Annotated in this window: 11 protein-coding genes and 2 tRNA genes; 6 read left to right on the top strand and 7 right to left on the bottom strand. The window is 48.6% G+C overall.

Annotation, left to right across the window (positions count from 1 at the left end; translation table 11 throughout):
- Nucleotides 1-33 precede the first annotated feature (33 nt).
- Nucleotides 34-106: transfer RNA gene (locus M2134_RS13170), tRNA-Phe, on the bottom strand.
- Between the two features lie 239 nt (nucleotides 107-345).
- On the opposite strand from M2134_RS13170, the gene M2134_RS13165 reads away from it, so the two are divergent.
- A tRNA-Pro gene (locus M2134_RS13165) sits at nucleotides 346-419 on the top strand.
- A gap of 48 nt (nucleotides 420-467) precedes the next feature.
- Here the strand turns inward: M2134_RS13165 and M2134_RS13160 are convergent.
- Genes M2134_RS13160 through M2134_RS13150 form a run of 3 tightly spaced genes read right to left on the bottom strand, consistent with a single transcriptional unit; the run spans nucleotide 468 to nucleotide 8,042 of the window.
- Complete coding sequence (locus M2134_RS13160; RefSeq protein ID WP_280751850.1) at nucleotides 468-3,755, bottom strand: glycosyl hydrolase; 3,288 nt, start codon at nucleotides 3,753-3,755, stop codon at nucleotides 468-470.
- Nucleotides 3,755-4,903, bottom strand: a complete 1,149-nt coding sequence (locus M2134_RS13155) for a response regulator (protein WP_280751849.1) — start codon at nucleotides 4,901-4,903, stop codon at nucleotides 3,755-3,757. Before M2134_RS13155 ends, M2134_RS13160 begins: the two co-directional genes overlap by 1 nt.
- The gene (locus tag M2134_RS13150; protein ID WP_280751848.1) at nucleotides 4,851-8,042 is read right to left on the bottom strand and encodes a sensor histidine kinase; all 3,192 of its coding nucleotides are present in this window, start codon (nucleotides 8,040-8,042) and stop codon (nucleotides 4,851-4,853) included. The genes M2134_RS13155 and M2134_RS13150 overlap by 53 nt, the downstream gene beginning before the upstream one ends.
- Before the next feature lie 400 nt (nucleotides 8,043-8,442).
- On the opposite strand from M2134_RS13150, the gene M2134_RS13145 reads away from it, so the two are divergent.
- The 5 genes from M2134_RS13145 (at nucleotide 8,443) to M2134_RS13125 (ending at nucleotide 19,786) form a co-directional block, all read left to right on the top strand.
- Nucleotides 8,443-11,514 carry a TonB-dependent receptor gene (locus M2134_RS13145; RefSeq protein WP_280751847.1) on the top strand — a complete coding sequence of 1,024 codons (3,072 nt, stop codon included), beginning with the start codon at nucleotides 8,443-8,445 and terminating at the stop codon, nucleotides 11,512-11,514.
- A gap of 14 nt (nucleotides 11,515-11,528) precedes the next feature.
- Nucleotides 11,529-13,550: a RagB/SusD family nutrient uptake outer membrane protein gene (locus M2134_RS13140; RefSeq protein WP_280751846.1), complete on the top strand. Its 2,022-nt coding sequence runs from the start codon at nucleotides 11,529-11,531 to the stop codon at nucleotides 13,548-13,550.
- A 260-nt stretch (nucleotides 13,551-13,810) separates the two neighbouring features.
- On the top strand, nucleotides 13,811-15,586 hold the full coding sequence (locus M2134_RS13135; RefSeq protein WP_280751845.1) for a polysaccharide deacetylase family protein: 1,776 nt from the start codon (nucleotides 13,811-13,813) through the stop codon (nucleotides 15,584-15,586).
- A gap of 20 nt (nucleotides 15,587-15,606) precedes the next feature.
- Nucleotides 15,607-16,764 (top strand): glycoside hydrolase family 88 protein, encoded by a 1,158-nt coding sequence (locus M2134_RS13130; RefSeq protein ID WP_280751844.1) that lies wholly within the window; start codon nucleotides 15,607-15,609, stop codon nucleotides 16,762-16,764.
- 43 nt (nucleotides 16,765-16,807) lie between these two features.
- Nucleotides 16,808-19,786: a DUF4982 domain-containing protein gene (locus M2134_RS13125; protein WP_280751843.1), complete on the top strand. Its 2,979-nt coding sequence runs from the start codon at nucleotides 16,808-16,810 to the stop codon at nucleotides 19,784-19,786.
- Between the two features lie 83 nt (nucleotides 19,787-19,869).
- On the opposite strand, the gene M2134_RS13120 is transcribed toward M2134_RS13125, so the two are convergent.
- The 3 genes from M2134_RS13120 to M2134_RS13110 all read right to left on the bottom strand — a co-directional run bounded on the left by M2134_RS13120 (nucleotide 19,870) and on the right by M2134_RS13110 (nucleotide 22,814).
- Nucleotides 19,870-20,043 (bottom strand): hypothetical protein, encoded by a 174-nt coding sequence (locus tag M2134_RS13120; protein WP_280751842.1) that lies wholly within the window; start codon nucleotides 20,041-20,043, stop codon nucleotides 19,870-19,872.
- An 87-nt stretch (nucleotides 20,044-20,130) separates the two neighbouring features.
- Nucleotides 20,131-22,152 (bottom strand): ATP-binding protein, encoded by a 2,022-nt coding sequence (locus M2134_RS13115; protein ID WP_280751841.1) that lies wholly within the window; start codon nucleotides 22,150-22,152, stop codon nucleotides 20,131-20,133.
- A 14-nt stretch (nucleotides 22,153-22,166) separates the two neighbouring features.
- The gene (locus M2134_RS13110) at nucleotides 22,167-22,814 is read right to left on the bottom strand and encodes a response regulator transcription factor (RefSeq protein ID WP_280751840.1); all 648 of its coding nucleotides are present in this window, start codon (nucleotides 22,812-22,814) and stop codon (nucleotides 22,167-22,169) included.
- Nucleotides 22,815-23,442: the final 628 nt, after the last annotated feature.

Here is a 23,442-nt window from a genome sequence, read left to right as displayed (position 1 = left end):
AGGGATTTGCTTCGTTTTGCTACTCTTCTTAAGTGGTGCCACCAGGAATCGAACCGGGGACACAAGGATTTTCAGTCCTTTGCTCTACCAACTGAGCTATGGCACCATGCTTGCGCGTTTTTGTACCGTTTTTTTCAATACGGGTGCAAAGATAGGGAAAGTTTTGTTGCTTCCAAATTATTCGGAAAGAAAAGAAGGGGGATGGGATGATTTTTCTGTTGAATAGCTCTTTTAAGCCTTCTTTTTCCCGGAAAATAATCAGGATAGAGAGAAAAAGTAATAAAAATAGACGGAAATATTTGATGATATGAAAAAAGTTGTACCTTTGCAAGCGTATTGAAAAATCGGGATGTAGCACAGTTGGCTAGCGCGCCACGTTCGGGACGTGGAGGTCGGAAGTTCGAGTCTTCTCATCCCGACTACAGACAGCTCAATCACTTGTTTAACAAGCGATTGAGCTGTTTTCGTTATAGGCTGTCCGAGCGATGTATCAACCTCACCTGTCTCAATCCGGAGGGTTCCAAGGTGTCTGCCGGTGTGGCGATTACGGGATAGGCATAGGTGACTTGTTCGTTTTCCGGTAGGGAGGCGTCGTAAATCATGCGGTTCATCAATGAGTTGGCGACGTGAATCTCCAGGTGGTTGTCTCCGCTGACCAGGTAGTTTGTAATATCCAGTCTCCAGGGGGAACACCAAACGACGCCGGCGTCATGCGCATTAATAAATACCCGCGCGATGAATCCCGGATTGCCCAGATCAATCGATATCTTCTTATTGAACGGTTGGAGTGCTATCGTTTTTTTGTAAACAGCCGTTCCGGAGTAATACCTGATTCTTGGATCGCTATTCGATGTCCAATCGTGAAGCGTGTCAAACGTAACATCCCCGGCTCCTCCGAGTCGTTCTTCAAAGTGAACCTGCCAATTCTCTGCCCATTTTTCGGTTTTATCCGTCGGGCTCTCCCAGTACATTTCGGGAAGCTCTTCTTCTTTGTCGGTTATGATGACAAAGTAGGACTCGCGCGGATGCATATAGAGCTTAGTCGTTACGCTTTCTTCAGTTGATTTTACCACTGGAAGCGAGAAACGCTCGCCGGTAACGCTATTCCACAACTGGATGTGTTTGCCTTTTGAGGCGAAAGTGAAGAGATTCTCCTCTTTCGTGTCTTTATGATTGTCTAAGAAGTACACGTCGGCATCCGATAATTTGCGATGTGCAAAATAGATCATAGCCGTTTTGGTATCTCCTTTCTCCATTTGGATATCGGGAAGTATATTTGCCTGTTCGATGGCTTTCGCCAAAGGCATTCCCCAATAGACTTGTCCCTTTTTTACCTGATTCATGCCTGAGGCCTCCGGGCTTTTCCCCCATAACTCATCGATCAGTGTTTGATATTCCGCTTCTTCCTTCATATCTTTTCCGGAATGAGACCGGGTGGGTTTAGGTCCGTAAATCTTTGCCCCTTGCCTTACCATGGAGGCTATTTTGCGTAGGGCATCTAAGGTGATATCTCCATTTCGAGGGAGGATCATCAGCTTATAATTCACGCCGTCGGGCAGTGTTATTTTGTGATCATCAACATCCATCCGGGTCAGTAAAGCGTGAGACGTGAACGCGTCGAAATCGAAACCACCGGGGATATCGGGCAACCTATGCGTCAGGATTTTTACCGGCGCATTTTCGCCCAGATACACGCATAAGTCGATGGAAGACTTACCCTGTCGCATGATATAAGCGTTTCTGGCTTGATAGTCCCAAAACGGACGGCTATACTCCCAGAAGCTGTTATTCCGGTTAATCGCGTAATGCCGACCTCCTCCGGTGCTCCCCGGTATCTTATCCAACCAGGGCTGATAGGCAGAAGCGCAAATGACAAATTCATTGATACCAAAGGCGTAAGCATAATCGGCCAACGATTTGAGATCGGCCAGGGAGGCCCGAAATTTGATATCGGTATAGGCCTCGGCTGAGGCAATCCGCTTTCCGTACAGATGCGCCGCCGAGGAGCTCTCTTTGATATCGTAGTTGCCATCGGGATGTATGCCCCAGAACTCTCCTTGCGGTTTAGAGACCTTGCTTTTGGCCTGGATGGGGTCACCTACGATACAGAGTGCGTTGCCAATGGCCTGTGCCGTAAGGATAATGCCCTTCTCATTGCATAATTCTTCTACTGTACCATAATAGTTGTCCGATATCATATCAGCAATATTACGTCGTATATCAAAAAGGAAACCGTCGGACTCTTTTACACCGTCCACCACATAGCCCATCATAACAGGCAGGTAAGTGGTCGGATCATAGCCTTGGCGCGTTTTGAATTGCTCGATGAAATCGTCTGTCCAGTTTTGAGCACCCGCCTCGTGGCTGTCCATCACGATCCCGGAGATATGTCCGCTATGGGTTGTTTCGAGGGAGTCAATGATTTTTCCGACGTAGTTATCCCACTGCACTTTGACTGCTTCAGCCGATAGCTTATCACATTCGAGCCCCATCAGATTCGGTCTCCCGTGTTTGATGCGTGCGCCTGTCGGCACATAGGCGAAACGCATGACCTTCCAGTTGCCTTCGGGCACCTCCCAACGCAACACGCCGTTCTCGTCCATTTTGTCGGTCAGGTTCAGGATGCTTTCAGAGCGGATAGCCTCTGTCGCAGCATAATCCGGTGTTCGATCCTGCTCTATATATTCGGTAAAGAGTCCGGCTTTCTCTTCCCATTGATCGAGCTTTGCCGATGAACCTAATCGTATTGCGCGGATATGAAGGTCTTGGCGGGTCATCTCTTCATCCCACCAATGGTGGAAATTCAATCTGAAATACCTCCCTTTTGCCGCAGGAAATGAGATGGTCTTTTGACACCAGCTCTCGTGGGCACGGTAGATTGGCTTGAGGTCGCATACCTTTGTGTAATGGATGCCGTCGTCTGATACTTCCAACTGTCCCAGGTCGGGCAGGATACGATAGCCTGTTCCTACAAAGGTCTCCTGAGGAGGGGCGGGCACATTGGTAGCACTGGTCGTCGCCTTCCCGTTCGCACGCACCTCATAGGTGATACTTCTCGCCGTAAAATCGTTTTCGAATGCCATATACACATAGACATTTTCTTTCTCTTTGGCCGCTTGAGCCGGTATTTGCGCGTAATCCCTGTCGGGTTGAAACAGGTTGTCCAGGTCGATGCCAGGAATGTTTGAGGAAACCTTTATGTTAGCAAGTGGAACTGTCTCGGTTTGTTCCCGCATAGGAAAGGCTAAGACAGCCACATCTTTGTAATAGTTGTATTTGTTTGTCGGCGCCTCCAAGACGCCTTCAAAAAAAGCACCTCCGGAGATCTCTCGTTCGCTCGCGGCAAGACGCTTCATACCGAGTGCTTCAGTAATCCAGGGACCTCCCGCCACGAAACCGTTGGATATATGTAATTCGAAGGTCAAACCGATCCGTTCGGCCTCTTCGGCGGCAAAGCGTAGCATCTCCCACCATGTTTCGGAAAAAGCGGATAGGGCATTTTCCATCTTCCCGTGTGTCTGATCATAATAGACAACGCCTCCGACTCCCGCTTTTTTATATGCCTCCAAATCGGCGGTAATACCCTCTTTGGTTGTCTCCGTTTCACCATGAAACCACCACACCTTGGTGCGGGTACTATCCTGTGGTGTCTCGAATCCATAGAGCGCGTCCGATAAGTTTTCTGTGATAGGTTGTTTTTTGCCGCCGCATGCAAACAGAACGAGGCAGCATGATACGAATAATAAGTTTCTCATTATGATGATGTTTTTTGTTGTCCGAATTTGGAGGGGGCGCAGTTATATTGCGTCTTAAAGCATTTACTGAAATAGAACGGGTCGTCGAAACCTACTTTGTAGGCTACTTCGGCTACGGTCAGGTCGTTTTGCATCAATAGTTCGGCCGCTCGTTTCATGCGCTTGATCTTGATCAGTTCGTTAGGCGAGAGACCGGTAATGCCTTTTACCTTTTTATAGAAGATGGTGCGGCGCTGGTGGGCGAGCTCGGCAAATTTCTCCACCGAGAAGTTCGGATCCGCCAGGTGTTCGTCCAGGATTTTATTGATCAGGTTGTAGAAGTTTTTATCCTTGTCGATATGGGTAATCAGGTTGCCGTCGACCACATATTCATTGGAGAAGCGCTTCTTGAGCTGTTCCCGTTGTTCAATCAGCTTAAACACCCGTGCCACCAGGTATTTCATGCTGAAAGGTTTCGTGATATAGGCATCGGCACCGCTTTGTATCCCCTCCAGTTGGTGATCGGCCGAGGAGTGGGCTGTCAGTAAGATCACCGGGATATGCGATGTCTGGAAATCCTCTTTCAAATAGCGGGTGACCTCAAATCCATCTTTTCCGGGCATCATCACGTCGCAGATAATCAGATCCGGGTTGTTCTCTTTCGCCTTGTTCAGCCCGATCTCACCATTCTCAGCTACATCCACCATAAAGTATTTGCTGAACTCCTCGACCAGGAAATTGAGAATGTCGTTGTTGTCGTCGATGATCAGCATCTTGTAGTTCGACAGGATAGAATCTTCGATCTCAGGGATTTGAATGTTTTCATTCGCTTCTGCCGGATACAATACTTTTGCTTCTGTACTTTCCGTGATGATATCGGCAGGAGGGGGAGCGATAAAGTTTTCGCCTTTATACAATTCCCGGTCGGTCGATAGCTCTACATGGAAGATCGAACCGCCGCCTTCATTTTCTTCATACCGGATATGCCCTTTATGCACCTCTACGAACTCTTTCACCAGAGATAAGCCAATGCCCGTGCCGGCAGAGGAGAAGTTGATTTGCATAAAACGGCTGAACAGTAGGTGCTGCTTCTCCTTATCGATGCCGATGCCGTTGTCATACACGGAGATGCAGCAGGTTTGCCGGGCAGGATCGAAGGCGATCTTCATCTCGATAGTCCCATGGTGTAAACTTGAACGCGTTCGACAAGAGATTGTAGAGTATCTTATCCACCTTCCTGCGGTCGATATACATCCTGTAGGATGTCACGTCTGTTGTCAGCCGGTAGGTTATGTTTTTCTGGCGCGCAAAGTCCTGGAATCCGATGTAAATCTCTTTGGCAAAACTGATGATATCGGTTTCCTCCAGATCGAGTGTTAAAACATTGTTCTGCAGCTTTCGGAATTCCAATAGTTGATCGATCAGCCGGGTCAGGATCACGGAGTTACGCCCCAAGAGCGTGATTTGCCGTTTCATATCGGGCGATGTGTCCGGCATCTCGTTCATATTATCCACCGCTCCGCGGATCAGTGTCAGGGGAGTCCGGAATTCATGCGATATATTGGTGAAGAAGCGCAGTTTATGATTTGTCAATTCCTTTTCTACCTTGATTTTATTGTTTAGCGTATTGAATTGCATTACCAACCGAAAAGCCAGGTAGAGAGCCGACAGGAATAGGAGGAAATAGGCTAAGTAGGCATACCAGGTTCGCCAGAAGGGAGGCGTGATCAGAATCGTAATCGCTGTGCTTTCATCGTTCCAGATACCGTCGCTATTGGTTCCTTTCACCTGAAAGACATATTTACCGGGCGCCAGATTCTTGTAGGTGGCTGCGTTGGAATAACTGACCGCACTCCATTGTTTGTCATAATTGCCCAGCCGATACATGTATTTATTCTTTGTCAGGTCGGTCATGTCCTGCGAGGCAAACTCAATCGTGAAGGTGTTTTGCTTGTAGTTGAGCGTAATCTCTTTCGCATAGCAGAGGGCTTGCTTGAGGGGTGCGTCGGGACCGACCTCTACCGGCTGGTCGTAGATAAAGAAATTGGTGAGTAATACCGGCGGCATGTCCTGATCCGGAATATACCGATCGGGATCAAACGCCAGGATTCCGTCTAAGCTTCCCCACAGCATAATGCCGTCCAACGTGAACAGATTCGCATTTTCATTGAATTGGTTGCCATAGGTCTTGTCGGAGAAGTGATAGGTGATGAAGGAATTGCTTGTCGGATCAAATTTGGTGATGCCACTTTCGGTACTGATCCATAGATTTTGCTTTTGGTCTTCCATGATGCCACAGACAAAATCGCCTGACAACCCGTCTTGTTTCCGGTAGTTCACGAAGTGCTCCTCTTTTTCCGGGGTAGCCGGCACGTATTTACTTAGGCCACCACCGGCCGTGCCGACCCAGATGTTTTGATGGCTATCTTCAAAAACGGTTTTGATATCATTGCCATACAAGCTGTTCTCGTTGTTGATATCCATGCGGAATAACGTATAGGCTTCCTGATCTTCAATCAATTCATCGGGATCGAATCGAATCACCCCGTCGCCGCTACATACCCATATAAGGCCTTTCGAGTCTTGATAGATATAGCGTATAAACCGGCTATTGCCTGGTGTATTGAAGAAATGTTTGAAGGTAGTGCCCGAGGCCGTCTCTACCGCCAGGTTCAATCCGCTGCCGTAGGTGCCAACCCACATACGTCCTTTAGCGTCTTTCAGCAGGCTGAAAATGGAGAGGTTACTCACCGATGACTCGCTGTTGCCTGTTAGAAACTGCTGCTTGATGCGCCTGGTTGCCCTGTCGATGACGTAAATGCCCTTTCCTTTGGTGCCTACCCACATGTTCTGGTGACGGTCTTCCGCGATGGTATAGGGCATTAGGTTGTCGAAAATGGTCTGTGTCTCAGTCAGGTTATTGTTGTAAAGGTAGAGCTGTCCGCTTTTGGTACCCACCCAGATGTTGTCTTCCGAATCTCTGTAGAGCGTACGCACGTTGTTATTCATTCCCAAAGCAGTGTTCTCTTCCGGACGGATCACGCGGATGTAACCGGGCGATTTGGTTACTTTTAGGAGTCCCGCGTATTCACTGCCGATCCAGATATTGCCGTAATTGTCTTCCGTGATCGATAGGAGGTAGTTGGAGGCCGGACTGTTTCGGTCGGCTTTGTGGGTGAAATTCTCCAGTATATCCTTCTCGCTGTCATAACAAAAAAAGCCGTTTCCGTAAGTGGTAATCCAAATAATGCCCTCCGAGTCGATGAATATATTGTATCTCTCCAAATCGACCGTCTGCATAATCTCCGGGGGGATAAGCGTCATTTTCTTGACCTGACTGGTCGCCGGGTTGTAGTACCAGACAACACCCGAATGGTTGTATAGCCAAAGTCCTCCTTTTCGGTCTTTGAGGTAGTCGATGTTGCCGGTCAGGTCGGGATCTTTTGTCCACGCGGGGCGATGAAGCTGTTTGTTGCGTAGGTTGTAATAGTAAATACCGGTTGTGGTCGATAACAGCAGCTCCTGATGTCCGATCGATGCCATATGGCGAATCCGTATGGACTCTTTCTCGTTTGTGAGTGGTTCAAATGTTTTTTTGTTCTTATTGTAAGCAATGATTTCTCCGCTCTCTGTCGCAAAATAGATATGGTTCTCTGTTTCTGCTACGTCGATAAAAGCATATTGGTCGCGATAGAATACCTCTTCTGTGCCTTCTGTGATCCGGTGCAGACTGTTTTGTGTGCCAAGCCAGATGGTTGATTGAGCATCTTCGAGGAAGATGACAGCTCGCTTATAATCCATCAGATAGGGAACGGAAGAGAGGCCATCCGCTTTTTGGCTGATCTGCAGGCAACCGAAATTATCCCCCCACAGCCAGATGTCTCCGTTTGTGGCTTCATGAAATTCGCGGTATACCGGATTTTCGGTCAAGAGAGAGGCCGGGAGATAATCCACAAAAGAATTGGAGACAGGGTCATAACAGGTGAAGTCATTCTTATAGGATCTAACCCAAATATATCCATGTCGGTCTTCAAGCAATGTCCTGATGCGGTGCTCCGGCAGGGTATTGTCCGAGCCGGGCTGTGGTTTGTGGATTGATATTCGGTAACCGTCATATCGGTTTATCCCATCCAGGGTGCCTGCCCAGATAAATCCTTTCCGGTCGTTTAAAACCGTGCGAACGGTATTTTGTGATAAGCCATTTTGTGTGCTGATCTGATGGAACTGAAGATTGAACTCTTCCGCATGCATCCGCAGAAATGAAACGCTGAGGAACAATCCTATAAAAAAACAAAGGTGTGTTTTCATCTGATGTTGTGACAAGAAATTATAACGCTATGAAACAAATGTACAAATGTTTCCTGCTATTGAAGAGATACACGATGATAATTCCATGCTTTTGAACAAATTTCCCTTTTTTTAGGCTGTTTGGATCGATTCGGGGAGGTGTTTTCCGGGAATCGCTTGTTTTGTTGTCAAATTGCTTGAAACTAAATACTTATAATCGTTCACCACTTTTTCTATACTTACGGACGAATTTGCATTTTTTCCCCTTTGTGCATCGTCTATTTTTGCTCACGTCAAACCTGAAAATGCAGGGGTAAAAAAATTCTCACGCGGGTGAGAAAAAATTCTCATGCGGGTGAGAAAATTTTTTAGCGCACAATTTATTCACATTAAATTTAATATTAACATGAAAAAGAAGAGAATGAAGAGGCTTTTTATGGCCAGAGGACTGCTGGCGGTTCTACTGGTGTGTATGTCAACATTCGTTTATGCGCAAACGAAGACTATTACCGGAACGGTAGTAGATGAAACAGGAGAAGGAGTGATTGGCGCGTCTGTATCACTACGAGGAACTACAACCGGGGTTATTACGGATATCGATGGGAATTTCTCCCTGACTGCCGCTCCGCAACATGTGATTGTGATCAGTTATCTGGGTTATGCTACGCAAGAGATAACGGTTGGAAATCAAACGATGATCCGTGTCCTGCTGAAAGAAGACACGCAGGTATTGGACGAAGTGGTGGTGATAGGATATGGTGTAACCAAGAAGAGTGATATCACCGGATCCTTAGCCGTTATCGGCAAAAAAGAACTGGAAGCGATGCCGGTCGCCAATACCATGCAGGCGATGCAGGGTAGAATGGCCGGGGTCGACATCACGACCAATGAGCGTCCCGGGGAGTTAGGAAGTATACGTATTCGTGGTGAGCGTTCGCTCAATGCTTCTAACTCACCTCTTTATGTAGTCGATGGGATTCCTTTGCAGGGAACCGGTATCGAAAACCTGAATCCGAACGATATCGAATCGATCAATGTGTTGAAAGATGCTTCGGCAACAGCTATTTATGGATCAAGAGGTGCCAACGGGGTGGTATTGGTAAGCACCAAGCGCGGTAGCAAGGGTGCTCTACGATTGAGCTATAGCGGTACCCTCTCGATCGAATCGCTTCATGATCGTTCGCCCCTGATGAATTCGGAAGAGTTGCTGGAGTATATGCGTAACGCGCAACGCAACTATGGCAGCTATCCGGATATCGCGACGTATGAAGCCGATAATAACCTGTTCAATAAGGATCCCTATGCCTGGGCAAACATTGAAAAAGGCTGGGCAGGCGGCACATGGGATGGCAGCAAGGTGCCTAATTACGATTGGGCTTCTGCCGGACATCAGACGGCTATCACGCACGAACATACCCTGAGCGGAAGCGGTGGTACGGACAAAGTGCAGGCGTATGCCTCTTTCGGATATCTCGATCAGGAAGGAACACAACCCGGACAAGACTACCAGCGCTATACGCTGACGACAAGCATCGATTTGCAAGCCACCGAATGGTTCAAATTGGGTGTGTCGATCAATGGTACATACAGCGATCAGTTGTATGGTTATTCAGCCTCCGGATCGGGCGCCAAGAGCTTTTACGCGGCGTTGAAAGGCATGCTTCCCTATGCGGTTCCCTATACGCCGGAAGGAGAGTTTATCCGTAATCCGGGGGGAGAGATCAACATCGTGAACCCGATTCGTGAAAATGACCTGAGCCATAACCGTCGCCAGACCTTGCGTGCTTTCGCCAGTATGTATGCGGAGGTAGGTTTCGGAAAGATCTGGGCGCCACTGGAAGGCTTGCGCTATCGCATGCAGTTCGGACCGGACTTCCGTTATAATAACAATGGGCAGGCAAACCCGGCGGAGTCGGTAACAGGCGACGGACAGAACAATGCCAGCTATGCGACCAACTCACGTCGTTCCTGGACGCTGGATAACCTGATCTATTATGATAAGACTTTTGCTGAAAAGCATAACATCGGACTGACGCTGTTGCAAAGTGCTTCGGCTTACCATGTGGAAAGCTCCAGTGTATCGAACAGTAATGTGAACTCCGGAAAAGAGCTATGGTACAATATGGGCTCGACAAGCGATCGCACCAAATGGGGACTCGGCACAGGCATGACCGAAACACAGTTGGCTTCTTATATGGTACGCGTGAACTATGGCTTCAATGATAAGTATCTGTTGACCGTATCCGGACGTTGGGACGGCGCTTCCCAGTTGGCCGATGGCAACAAATGGGACTTCTTCCCCTCGGCTGCTTTGGGCTGGCGTATCGACCAGGAAGAATTTATGCAGGCACATTGGGTAGAACAGTTGAAACTGCGTCTGGGTTATGGGGTAACCGGTAACGCGGCGATCGACGCCTACGCCACCAAAGGCGCCCTGGCTGATACCGATTATTCTTTCGGAAGCCAGGTGTCGAACGGGAAGGTAACCTCCGACTTCTGGGTGCCCAGCCCGGTGGTGATGGCAAATCCGGAGTTGGGATGGGAAAAAACGGCTACCTATAACCTGGGTGTTGACTTCTCGTTCTTCCGTGGACGTATCGCCGGTTCGGTCGATGTCTATAAATCGACAACCTCCGACCTGTTGATGTCGCAATCGATTCCTTCCCTGACCGGCTATCAGAGTACATGGGCCAATGTGGGTAAAACCGCGAACAAAGGGATCGACATCACCCTGAATACGGTCAATGTAAAAGCGGCAGGCTTTGAATGGAGCTCTTCGCTTACCTTCTCGGCGGATAGAAGTGAGATCCTGGAATTGGCAAACAATCGCGACGAGGACATCAATAACAATTGGTTTGTTGGTCAGCCTTTGGGTGTTTATTATGATTATGTGTATGATGGCATCTGGAAAACAGCCGAAGCCGATCAGGCTGCGAAATATGGCCGCCTGCCGGGCGAGATCCGTATCAAAGACATCGTGAACGAACCGAACGCGGATGGTGAAATCGTCGAAAAAATCGATGCGAACGAAGACCGTATCATCGTAGGACACCGTCGTCCGGACTGGAGTGGAGGTTTTGTCAATACCTTCTCATATAAGAACTTCGAACTCTCTTGTTTTATCTATGGCCGGTTTGGATTCACCATGAACACAGGAGCGGAACGATTGAACGGACGTTTCCCGGTGCGTAAGCTCGACTACTGGATCAAAGATGTGAATGAAGACGCGGAATATTATGCGCCGGGTAAAGAGGATACCTACTTCAACTCGATGGGCTACCGTGATGGATCGTTTATTAAAATACGTAATATCTCCCTGGGTTATAACTTCAGCTCTAAGATGTTGAAGAATACAGGACTTAACCGCCTTAAGTTGTACGCGCAATGGATGAACCCCGGTATGATCTATTCAGCCATTGATTGGGTGGATCCGGATACGGGTTCTTCTACTTACAACCAAAGCTTTGTGTTTGGTCTGAACTTTGAATTTTAATAATAAAAAGACGTATGAAACAATATATAAAGAAAACAGCATTATTATTGGCGGCAGCCGGCTTCTTGGCCTCTTGCAGCTCAGATTTTCTGAATGAAGATCTGATTAGACAGGAGAGTACCCAGTCATTCGAATCGGAAAAGGGATTGGATCAACTCTCGGTAGGGATGTATGCGAACTTCCGTATTCCTTTTACCTACGACTGGTGTTTCCCTTATTGGCAATTGGGAACGGATGAAATGACCGGGGGGGAAGGACCTAACGCGTTCAACGACTACAGCGACGACCTGAATGCTTCTACCAGATATGGCTCGGCAGAGAACTGGGATCATATGTATGCCGGAATCGGGTCGGCTAATATCCTGATCAAAAATGTACCGTTGTATTACAACCAAAATAGCGCGCACTATAATACCCGTTTGGGTGAAGGCTATTTCATGCGCGGATACAATTATTTCCGCATGGTGATGCAATTTGGCGGTGTGCCTCTATTGACTGAACCGGTAGCGGGAGCACAGACTGAATTTGTTCGTTCTTCGACAGAAGAGACCTACGCGCAGCTTATTGCCGACCTCAAAGAGGCTTATAAATTATTGCCGGAGACGAATGGCGGAGAGGTAGGTCGTTTGACCAAGTATGCCGCTGCGCATTTTGTGGCGAAAGCCTGTCTTTTCCGTGCCAGCGAATTGAATGATAGCTGGAATGGATCGTATAAGGAACAAGACCTGAACGATGTGATCGAGTATGGTAAAAAAGTCATTGAAGCCCATCCATTGTGTGCTAATTTTGTAGACTTATGGGACTACACCAAACCGGATGGACCGAATGAATCTGTGTCAGAGGTGGTATTAAGCGCTCAGTTCTCAGACCTCTCTGTCGGACGTACAGGGAATCAGGTGCATCTCTTTTTCCTGTCGCGTTATCAGACTTTACCGGGCATGGCACGAGATATCGCCGGCGGACGTGAATACAGAAGACTACGTACGACGAATTACTCCCTGGATGTTTACGACCGGGTGAACGACTCCCGTTTCTGGAAAAGCTTCGTGACGGTTTATAGTTGTAACAACCCGAAAACCGCCCCTAAATGGACGGCTCCATATGTGCCGGAAGGAAAGGTGGCAGGCGAACCGAAATTCGGTAGCAATGAACCTGCGGTTAAGTATATTGTAAATGACGCGGGAGACACGCGTTATACGCCAGAGAACTTGAATTATTATGCTCCATCTATGTATGTTCGTTATTTCGCGGGTGAAAAACAAGCCTATATTGGCAACAATGTCGGTTCTTCTCCGGGAGAAGGGGTGCATGGTAACTATGGTAACCATGACGCTTCAGCGACAATTTGTTATGTGTCGCTCAGTAAATGGCGCGATGGCTCCCGTCCGACCACCAACGAAGCGAAAGGAAGACGCGACGCGATCATCGCGCGCTCTGCCGAAGACTACCTGATGGTGGCCGAAGCCTATATCCGGAAAGAACAATATGGAGAAGCACTCCCTTATATCAACGCCTTGCGTCAACGTGCCGGTTATGCCAACGGAGAAGACCGCAGTAAGAACATCGACGGAGGACAGGCCTACCGCAATAACTCTTCCGGTTCGGGACAGGCGGGTGGTGCTTCCTATTCGGATCTGAATACCTATTTCGAGTCTAACAACATCGAAGAGACGACAGCCAGCACCAAAGAGGCGCTTCAGTTTGCTTCGGTAGGCGATATCCTGAACTCCAAGAAAGATTTTTATGATGTCTTGGGCGCAAACAGCGATAAGGAAAAGATGCTTGTGTTCATACTGAACGAACGTTCCCGCGAGTTGTTGGGCGAATTGATCCGTTGGCCGGACCTGGCACGTACCAAGCAATTGGAAAAACGCTACAAGGTCTTTAACGACGGTCAGTTCTACCCGGGTGCAGCGTTCAACCCGAACAAGCATTATCTGCGTCCGCTTCCACAGAGCTTCCTGGATGCCGTGACGAAAGATGGCAAGGCACTTTCGTCGGAAGAGAAGCAAGCGATGCAAAATCCGGGTTGGTAATAGCTACATCCGCGAATAATCATTGTAGTGAGATAGGTTTTTATCGGGTAGTTTAGTTTAAGGTGTATTTTAATTAAGCCAGCCGGTTTTGTATGGAATCGGCTGGCTTTTTAGTACGAGTTGCGATGAAAACGGGTGAATTCTGTATAGTAATCCATGAAATGACACAAAATAACAGGGTGGGTATACCTCTATTCCTTGTATTTTTGCATTACCTAATAGGTACCATGATAAAAATAATGCAACAAAAGAACGCACAGATGAAAAATTTGATACTCCTATGTGTAGGCTGTTTTCTATTGACTATGGCTTCTTGTGTTCCTTCTTCGCAAAAGAAAGGACCTGTTCATGTCTTTATTACTGCCGGACAATCCAATACCGATGGGCGTGTGAATAACAAACAGCTGCCCGCCTACATTCAGGAACTGGCTACCGATACCGTCGAATACAAAGAGGGTGCCTATCCTTTTTGCCGGATCTCGCAAAACCGGGTAGACGGACTCTTTGTTCCTTACTGGCCAAAGGGAAGAATCACCGAAGGGCTTTGGACCTATGATGCGGTGACCTATCGGCAGATTGGCGAAGCGCTTCAGGAGGAGTTCTATGTGGTGAAATGGGCTGTCGGAGGTACCTCCATCGGTTTCCCGAGCGATACGACGCAAGGACGATATTGGTCGGCGGATCCTGCCTGGCTGTCGAACACCACCTCTACGCAAAGCGGAGGCAAGTCGTTGTTGCTTTCGTTTACGGAAGCCATCGATGCCAGTATTGATCAGACATTGTCAAAATTGGAACAGGGTTATCAGATCGACGCGTTTCTGTGGCATCAGGGGGAAAGTGATTGCAAATTTGCCGGTGACTACTACAAAAACCTGAAGGCAGTTATTGCTCACGTGCGTAATCATTTGACAGAGAAAACAGGAAAAGACTATTCAAAGCTTCCGTTTGTTTTTGGCTCCATACCTCATACGAATCGTGATTACCGCCTGGAGGTAGAGGTGGCTATGCAGCGTCTTGCTGAAGAAGACATGCATGTCTACCTGATCGATATGCGTGATGGCGAATTGCAAAAGGATCGCTTGCATTTCACCGCCACATCGGCCGAATATCTGGGGCAGAAGATGTTCGATGTATTGAATAAAATTCTTGATTTCTCGAATATGGGTTTCCGTGTGGCAACCTATAAAGACAATAAGGCGGCAGCTATCAGCTACACCTTCGACGATGGATTGATGGAACAATACACCCTGGCGGCTCCCGAACTGGAAAAACATGGTTTTCGCGGAACATTCTTTGTGAATGGGAATACACATGAGGAAGGAATTATTGACTCAACCCGCATGACGTGGCCTATGATGAAGGAGTTGCATGACAAAGGACATGAGATCGGCAACCACGGATGGGCGCATAAAAACTTTGGTCGCCATTCGTTGGAGGAGATAAAAACCGATATCTATAAAAATGATAGTGTCATTGTGGCTCATATTGGCCTCATGCCCCGCACCTTTTGCTATCCGCATAATACCAAAACGGCGGAGGGCTTTGTCGTTGCTTCTGAAAACCGGGTTGGCACCCGCCTGTTTCAGCGCTCAATCGGTGGTAAAGCTACCATAGAGAACTTAGCCGAATGGGTCGACGATCTGATCCGATCAAACGATTGGGGAGTAGGGATGACACATGGTATTACCTATGGGTATGACCACTTCGGAGATGCGACTCTTTTCTGGGATCATTTGGATCGGGTGAAAGCGAAGGAAGACAGCCTTTGGGTTGGCACATTCGCGGAGGTAGCCGCCTATACCCAGGAACAAAAAGAGATAACCTTTGAGGTGATCAAACAAAAGAATGGTTTGACAATCATTCCTCATCTCTCTTTAGATAAAGCTCTTTTTACAGAGCCTTTGACCGGTGTGGTGAAGGGATACAAACGGGTCAGCGTACGCCAGGGTGGCAAAGAGTTGGATACACGAAAACAAGATGATGCGTTTCTGTTCGACTTCGATCCCTTTGGAGAACCGATAGAAATTATAAAATAAATATCATAAAGAACAAGATCATGAAGCTATCTAAATTTATTCTTGCGATTATTTCCATCACGCTGTTTTGCGGGTGTGTTGACTCTTCAAGCAAACCGGAGAAAGAGGAGGTATTGACTGCTATGCGGCAGGCGAACGACTATTTTATGAACAAATGGAGTGATCCCGGACAGCCTATTCCCTATCCGTCGCGTAACCGTAATTACGAATCGAACGTGTGGACACGTGCTTACTACTATGTAGGACTGATGGAACTGTGGAAAGTCGATCCGCAACAGCGCTATATCAATTATGCCCTGGAGTGGGGAAATCATCATAACTGGGGACTTCGCAACGCGCGCGAGGGTTGGAAGACACGCAATGCCGACAATCAATGTGCCGGGCAGGCTTATATCTTCCTCTACAACCTCGATCCGCAGAAGCCGGAGCCGTATATCAAAAACATCAAACTTTCGGTCGATTCGATGATGCAAACGGATAGAATCGATGATTGGAGCTGGATCGATGCTGTGCAGATGTCGATGCCGATCTTTGCGCAATTGGGTAATCTGACCGGTGACAAGGCCTATTACGACCGCGCGTATGAGATGTATATGTACACCAAACTGAAACATGGCGAGACTGGTCTCTATAACCCGGCAGATCAACTCTGGTGGCGCGACGGCGATTTCGATCCTCCTTATACGGAACCCAACGGCGAAGATTGTTACTGGTCGCGTGGTAATGGCTGGATAGTGGTTGCTATGGCGCGGATGCTCGACCTTCTGCCGGCGGACGAACCGCATCGCAAAGAATACGAAACCATGTTGGTCGATATGTGTCACGCCCTGAAAAAGGTGCAACGCAAAGATGGCCTTTGGAACGTTAGCCTGCATGATCCTGATTATTTTGGCGGCAAAGAACTGTCCGGTACGGCAATGTTTGCCTACGGTATGGCCTATGGTGTAAACAACGGTTTATTGCCTGCCGATGAGTTCAAACCGGTGATCTACAAAGCCTGGAAGGGTATGGTGAACGATTGTCTTCACCCCAATGGCTTCCTAGGGTATGTGCAGGGTACGGGTAAAGAGCCTAAAGAGGCGCAGCCGGTGACCTATGAGCGCGAGCCTGACTTTGATGATTATGGTCTGGGCGCTTTCCTGATGGCTGGTGCGGAGATCTATAAAATGATAGAGTAAGAATAAGGATGTGGGTTCAACCCGCTACAAAAAAAGAAAGAATATGAAAATAAATAATAGTGCAAAGGCGCTATGGCTGCTTTTGTTATTGTTCCCGCTTGCGCTTGGAGCAAACAACCGGGAGAAATATAACTTCAATCCACAGTGGTTGATACACGTCGGTGACGTGGCTGGTGCCGAGAAACCGGGTTTTTCTGATAAAGACTGGTCGGCCGTGACCCTGCCCTATGCCTTCAATGAAGATGAGGCGTTTCGGGTGGCGATCCATGAACTGACCGATACCATTAGCTGGTATCGTAAGCATTTCAAACTGCCTAAGACTGCTCGCGGCAAGAAGGTATTTGTCGAGTTTGAAGGCGTGCGCCAGGGTGCCGACTTCTACCTGAACGGACACCATCTGGGCTATCACGAGAACGGCGTTATGGCTGTCGGTTTCGACCTGACTCCCTATATCAAGTATGGGGGAGAGAATGTGATAGCCGTGCGTATTGATAACAACTGGGACTACGAAGAGCGGGCGACCGGCACGAAGTATCAGTGGAACAACCGTAACTTTAATTGTAACTACGGCGGTATCCCGAAGAATGTATGGCTGCATGTGACCGACAGACTCTATCAAACGCTGCCGCTTTATAGCAACCTGCAAACCACCGGTGTGTATGTCTATGCCTCCGATATCCATGTGGCCAGCCGTCAGGCGGTCATCAACGCCGAATCGGAAGTGCGGAACGAACGCAATAAAACGGTGAATGCCGGCTACGAAGTAGAAGTGTATGACTACGACGGCAAAAAGGTAGGCGCTTTTCAGGGCGAATCACAGGCTATCAAACCCGGTGAGACGGTGACGCTGAAAGCCGCAGCCGAACTGGAAAACCTCCATTTCTGGAGCTGGGGATACGGTTATCTCTATGATGTCAAAACACGTTTGGTGGTCGACGGAAAAGTGGTGGATGAGGTCAATACCCGTACCGGCTTCCGCAAAACCCGTTTTGCCGAAGGCAAGGTGTGGCTGAACGACCGCGTATTGCAGATGAAAGGCTACGCACAGCGTACGAGCAATGAGTGGCCTGGCGTTGGTATGTCAGTGCCGGCTTGGTTGAGCGACTACTCCAATGGCTTGATGCTCGAGGGCAATGGTAATTTCTACCGTTGGATGCACGTGACACCCTGGAAGCAGGACGTTGAATCGTGCGACCGTGTCGGTATCATCCAGGTGATGCCCGCGGGCGATGCCGAGAAAGATGCGAAAGATCGTCAGTGGGAACAACGTCGGGAGTTGATGCGCGACGCGATTATCTATTATCGCAACAACCCCAGTATTCTTTTCTACGAATCGGGGAACGAGTCGATCAGCCGGGAACATATGCAGGAGATGGTGGCCATTCGCAACCAATACGATCCGAACGGCGGACGGGCGATAGGTTCACGTGAAATGCTGGATATCCGCGAAGCGGAATGGGGCGGTGAAATGCTCTATATCAATAAGAGCAAACACCATCCGATGTTTGCTACGGAGTATTGCCGCGACGAAGGATTGCGCAAATACTGGGACGAATACAGTTTCCCCTATCATAAGAATGGAGCCGGACCGCTTTATCGCGATCAGGATGCCAGTGCTTATAATCACAATCAGGATAGCCATGCGATTGAGCTGGTTCGTCGCTGGTATGACTACTGGCGCATCCGTCCGGGTCATGGTGACCGGGTGAGCTCGGGTGGTGCCAAAATTATCTTCTCCGACTCACAGACTCATTTCCGGGGTGAAGAGAATTATCGTCGCAGCGGGGTGACCGATCCGATGCGTATCCCGAAGGATGGTTATTTTGCTCATCAGGTGATGTGGGATGGTTGGGTTGATACCGAAGAACATCACACCTACATCATGGGCCACTGGAACTATCAACCGGAAACCCAAAAACCTGTCTATGTAGTTTCTACGGGCGACCGGGTAGAACTCTTCCTGAATGGCCGCTCGTTGGGCGAAGGCAAGCAGACCTATCGTTTCCTCTTTACTTTCGACGCAGTTCAATGGGAGAAAGGAACGCTCGAAGCGGTTAGTTATGATGCGGAGGGCAAAGAATTGAGCCGCTATAAACAACAGACGACAGGCGAAGCCAAAAGCTTGAAATTAACCCTGATGCATAGCCCGAACGGCGTCTATGCCGATGGTGCCGACCTGGCCTTGGTACAGGTTGAGGTGGTTGACGCACAAGGCAATCGTTGCCCCTTGGCTAACGATATGATCACCTTTGACCTGGAAGGGCCTGCCGAATGGCGCGGAGGTATCGCACAGGGCGCTGATAATTATGTATTGGCAAAGAGCCTGCCTGTTGAGTGTGGTGTGACCCGTGTGATGATACGCGCGTCGAACAAGCCGGGCACGGTTACGCTGCGGGCAAAAGCCGAAGGATTGGGAGCAGAAACCGTAAGCTTCGCTACCCAGGCAGTTGAGGTGCAGAACGGATTGAGCCAGCATTTTGCCGGGGCGCAATTGCCCAGCCGTTTCGACCGGGGCGAGACACCGGCGACACCTTCGTATACCGACAAACAAGTATCGGTACGCATCCAATCGGCTCGTGCCGGCATCAACGAGGAAAAAGCATCTCAGAGCTTCGACGATAACGAACTAAGTGAATGGAGCAACGACGGACGTCTGGCGACTGCCTGGATTACGTATGAACTCGAACGCTATGCCGTTGTTGATCAGATAGACATTAAACTGACGGGTTGGCGCATGCGCTCGTATCCGTTAGAAATCTATGCGGGCGACGAACTGATCTGGAGTGGCGATACCGAACGTAGTCTTGGCTATATCCACCTGGCGGTAAAGCCTGTTCGTACCAAATCGATTACTCTGCGTTTGAAAGGCGCTGCAGAGGAGTCGGACGCTTTCGGGCAGATCACCGAAGTGGCGGCACCAGCAGCCGGCGAACTCGACCTCTTCAAAGCCAAAGATGGCGACAAAACCAACAATGAGTTGCGGGTTGTCGAGATCGACTTCCTGGAGAACCTCCAGCAATAAGAATCATTGTAGTATTTAAATAGACGAGACCTTCCGGGGAATAGGCCAACAACATCTTGGCTACCCGGAAGGTCTTATTGTTTTCATCGGATCTTTCTTTTCTTCTCCCGCGGTTTATTCGATCGCTTTTTCCTATTCCTGGCTCCCTCTTCTTCCGACAGCCAATGATCGCTTTGCTCAATCAATAATTCACAATAGCGCTTTGCCTTTTTGGCTAAGAAGAGCATATTCTCCCTGGATGGCATCTTTGTCTTCATGGTCAGTGGTATTATATGGACAAAGGTCGACAGCAAAGAGATGTGGGGCAATGAGTATAAATACTCAATCTATGTGAGTAATATTACTTAGAGCGTAAACCAGAACCGGCTTCCTTTGCCCTCTTCGCTTGTCAGATGGAGACTGCTTCCGTGCTTCTCGATCAATTCCCGACAAACAATAAGCCCCAGTCCGCTGCCGGACTCGCCTGCTGTGCCGGCGCGCGAGCGTTGGCGGTCGATACGGAAGAGGCTTTCCTGCTGTTCCCGACTCATGCCTGTTCCCGTGTCGGCGACGGTAATCCGGTAACGACCGTTTGCTTCCGGTTGTATCTCCAGGCGAACCTCTCCGCCGTGGTCGGTGAACTTCACCGCGTTGGTGAGCAGGTTGCGCGCGACGGTGGTCAGCATATGGCGGTCGCCCGTCACGATTGCTGTTTCCGGTATTTGGAGTTCGAGGCGGATCTCTTTCCGGTCCGCCATGTTTTTTATTAATGCGATATCGGAACGGAGTTCAAACACCAGGTCGAATTGGGTCGGGGCATAGGGCATACGTCCGGTTTGTACCTGTGCCCAGTTCAATAGATTGTAGAGCAACTCCACCTGCCCGTCGGCCGAAATGAGCAGTTCTTCGTAGTATCGCGAGAGCGACTCGGTGTCCCATTCGCCGGCATGGGTGATCAATAGCTGTAGGGCGTCGCGCTGGGCGATCGCCGGGTTCTTCAGGTCGTGTGAGATAAGACTAAAGAATTTATCTTTGGTAGCATTGGCTTCAGCCAGGATCTTATTGCGTTTATGGCGCAGGCTGGCGATATAGATAAATAACAAGAGCAGTATCACCGCAATCACTATGGCAGCGATGTAAATAGATTGCTTGGTTCGCTCGCGCTCCAGTTCCGATTGCTGACGCATAATCTCCAATTCTTTCTGCTGCACATCGTATTTCACCTCCATCTCTTGCAGGGAGTTGTGTAGATTGATGTCGGATAGGTTGGCCACTGCTTCGTTGTATTTCGTCAGATAGGCTTCCGATTGGCCAACATCGCCCGACAGAGCATACATCATAATCAAATAGCCGTAGATATCATATAGGTTCTCCCAATCTTCCTCTTCTACATGCGCCAACAACTGTTCGGCATAACGACAGGCGGTTGGGTAGTCCTTTAGGCCGAAACAGGCTTTCATCAGGCTTTTTTCGGCGGAGCTGATCAGGTCGGGTCTCGATGTCTCTTTCGCCATGTCCTGTGCCTCCCGGGCGAAGGCAAACGCCTGCTGATGGTCTTTTCGCTCCGTATAGTAAAAGCTGGATAACCGGCATAAGGCTAATACGATTTCAGGTACTAATTCTTTTTCAACAGCCATTTCGTAACTCTTCTGCAACAAAGGCAATGCTTTGTCGGGCTGATTCGTTGTTGTATATATGCCGGCAAGCATACCGTTCAACTCGATCGTGAAATAGACGAAGGCAATCCGTTCGGTAGGGTTGTCTTCTATGATCTTCTTCGCGCGAAGCAGGTAGTCGATCGCTTTGTCGTAATTCAATAGTTTGACATATATATCAGCGATCATCGAATAGGTGGAGGCTTCAATGCCGAGATTATTCAGGATGTTTTGCTGCGCCGCTAATTTCTGGGTCTTGTCTTTTTCGTTTAATTCCAATGCTTTCAGATAGGCCTCCAGGGCTTTCTCATATTCATACCCCGCGAAGAACGCACCTCCCTGCACCTGGTAGTTGGCACATTGCTCATAATCAAACCCTTTCCCTTCAATAAGCGCGATCGCTTTGTCAATGCAGTAATAAGAAGAGTCGCTTTTGCCCAGGTCATAATAGACCTCTGCCATCCGCCTCCAATAGGCCGATTCCCAGTCTAACTGCTCTTTCTCTCGCGCGTAGGCCACCGCTTCCCGGAAATAGTGATAGGTCTTTCCCATGTCGATCGAGCGGCAAAGCGTGATCAGGTCGATGTAATTCTTCAACATCTTCAGTTCATCCACCTGGCCTTCAGCAATCTCCTGTTCATAGAGTTGAATGCGTTCGGTTACGGTAAGCGATGTTTGTGCCTGTAGTTGGTATGCCAGGCAGAGAGTAATGATCGCGATGATGTATTTCATACTATAATAGCTTGTTATTCGATGCGGATAATACCATTCTTCAAGGCATACTGCACCATCTCCATTGTGTTGTTGATGCCGAGTTTGCGGAAGATATTATTCTTATGGTTGTCTACCGTGCGCGAACTGATGCATAGTCGCTCGGCAATCTGTTTGCTGAGTAGGCCGTCGCGGCAAAGCCCGATTACCTCTCTTTCCCGGTCGGTAAATTCCGGGGTGACGTCGGCTGTCTGCTTTTTCGATACATAGATCTTGTAGATGATGGCGGCGATATCGTGGCCGAAATACTCATATCCGTTCCTGATCGTGCGGATGGCCTCTACGATTTCGTCGACCCCTCCCTGTCGTTTGCTAATAAACCCTTCGATGCCTATTTCGAGCATCTCCTGCACGGTCTCAGCCGTATTCTCCGCCGAGATCGCCAGGATCTTGATAGCGGGATACTCCTTCCGGAGGCGGCGGGCAATAACTGTCCCGTTCATGTCGGGCAATAGTATATCCAATAGGATGATATCCGGCGTCGTGGTTTCGAGCAGGCGGAACAAGGCGGCACCATCCTCCGCTTCGCCGACAATACCGATATCGGTATGCCCATTCGTAATAGCACTTTTCACGCCTAAACGAAACAGGGCGTGATCATCGACTAAGATTGTACGTATCATACACAAAAACTCAGAGTAGTTTGTTATTCAAGCAGCCTAAAGTACTGTATATCTCTTACAAATCAAAATCTAAGAAGATATTTCTGTGAGAATGTGGAGGGGAGGGAAAAGAGAATAGGAGTGGGTAAAGATTCAAATTTGGGAAGATGTGAAGGTGGGGATCGCGCTGCCAGCGCGAGATTATGCATAACCGTATGCAAGCGTAGCGCAGCTTACGGTATAGCGACTACCTGTCAATCAAGCGCCGCAGGTGCGAGATCTGTCATAATCCCGCCCCATGCGGGGCTTTTTATATAGAGGATTCACTACCGTAAGCTGCGCTATGCTTGCATACGGTTATGCATAATCTCACGCCTGCGGCGTGCATCCCCGCAATCTTCTCCCTCCTTTCTCCCTTTTCCTTTCTCCCTTTTCCTTTCTCCTTTCTCCTTCACATCCCCTCCTTTTTGAAGATTTCCCAAATGTTTTGCTCTTTCGTTTTCCTCTTTTTGCCGAACTTCTACTTTTGATATTTTGTCAAAACCTTACCCCTTTTATAAGTAATATTACTCAGGGCGATTTGAGTAATATTACTCATTGACACGCTTTGAGGGGTGGGTTATTTTTGTGGGGTGAACTTCTTATGTGG

Source organism: Parabacteroides sp. PM6-13 (assembly GCF_029892605.1).
In the GTDB taxonomy this organism is placed as follows: Bacteria; Bacteroidota; Bacteroidia; order Bacteroidales; family Tannerellaceae; genus QVMG01.
The sequence above is the reverse complement of the archived record's forward strand: the minus strand, read 5'-3'. Positions and strand labels throughout refer to the sequence as shown.

Coding starts and splice junctions, on each gene's coding strand:
- M2134_RS13130 (WP_280751844.1), top strand. CDS start 15,607: ATGAAGCTATCTAAATTTATTCTTGCGATTATTTCCATCACGCTGTTT.
- M2134_RS13150 (WP_280751848.1), bottom strand. CDS start 8,042: ATGAAAACACACCTTTGTTTTTTTATAGGATTGTTCCTCAGCGTTTCA.
- M2134_RS13120 (WP_280751842.1), bottom strand. CDS start 20,043: ATGAAGACAAAGATGCCATCCAGGGAGAATATGCTCTTCTTAGCCAAA.
- M2134_RS13115 (WP_280751841.1), bottom strand. CDS start 22,152: ATGAAATACATCATCGCGATCATTACTCTCTGCCTGGCATACCAACTA.
- M2134_RS13155 (WP_280751849.1), bottom strand. CDS start 4,903: ATGAAGATCGCCTTCGATCCTGCCCGGCAAACCTGCTGCATCTCCGTG.
- M2134_RS13135 (WP_280751845.1), top strand. CDS start 13,811: ATGAAAAATTTGATACTCCTATGTGTAGGCTGTTTTCTATTGACTATG.
- M2134_RS13110 (WP_280751840.1), bottom strand. CDS start 22,814: ATGATACGTACAATCTTAGTCGATGATCACGCCCTGTTTCGTTTAGGC.
- M2134_RS13125 (WP_280751843.1), top strand. CDS start 16,808: ATGAAAATAAATAATAGTGCAAAGGCGCTATGGCTGCTTTTGTTATTG.
- M2134_RS13140 (WP_280751846.1), top strand. CDS start 11,529: ATGAAACAATATATAAAGAAAACAGCATTATTATTGGCGGCAGCCGGC.
- M2134_RS13160 (WP_280751850.1), bottom strand. CDS start 3,755: ATGAGAAACTTATTATTCGTATCATGCTGCCTCGTTCTGTTTGCATGC.
- M2134_RS13145 (WP_280751847.1), top strand. CDS start 8,443: ATGAAGAGGCTTTTTATGGCCAGAGGACTGCTGGCGGTTCTACTGGTG.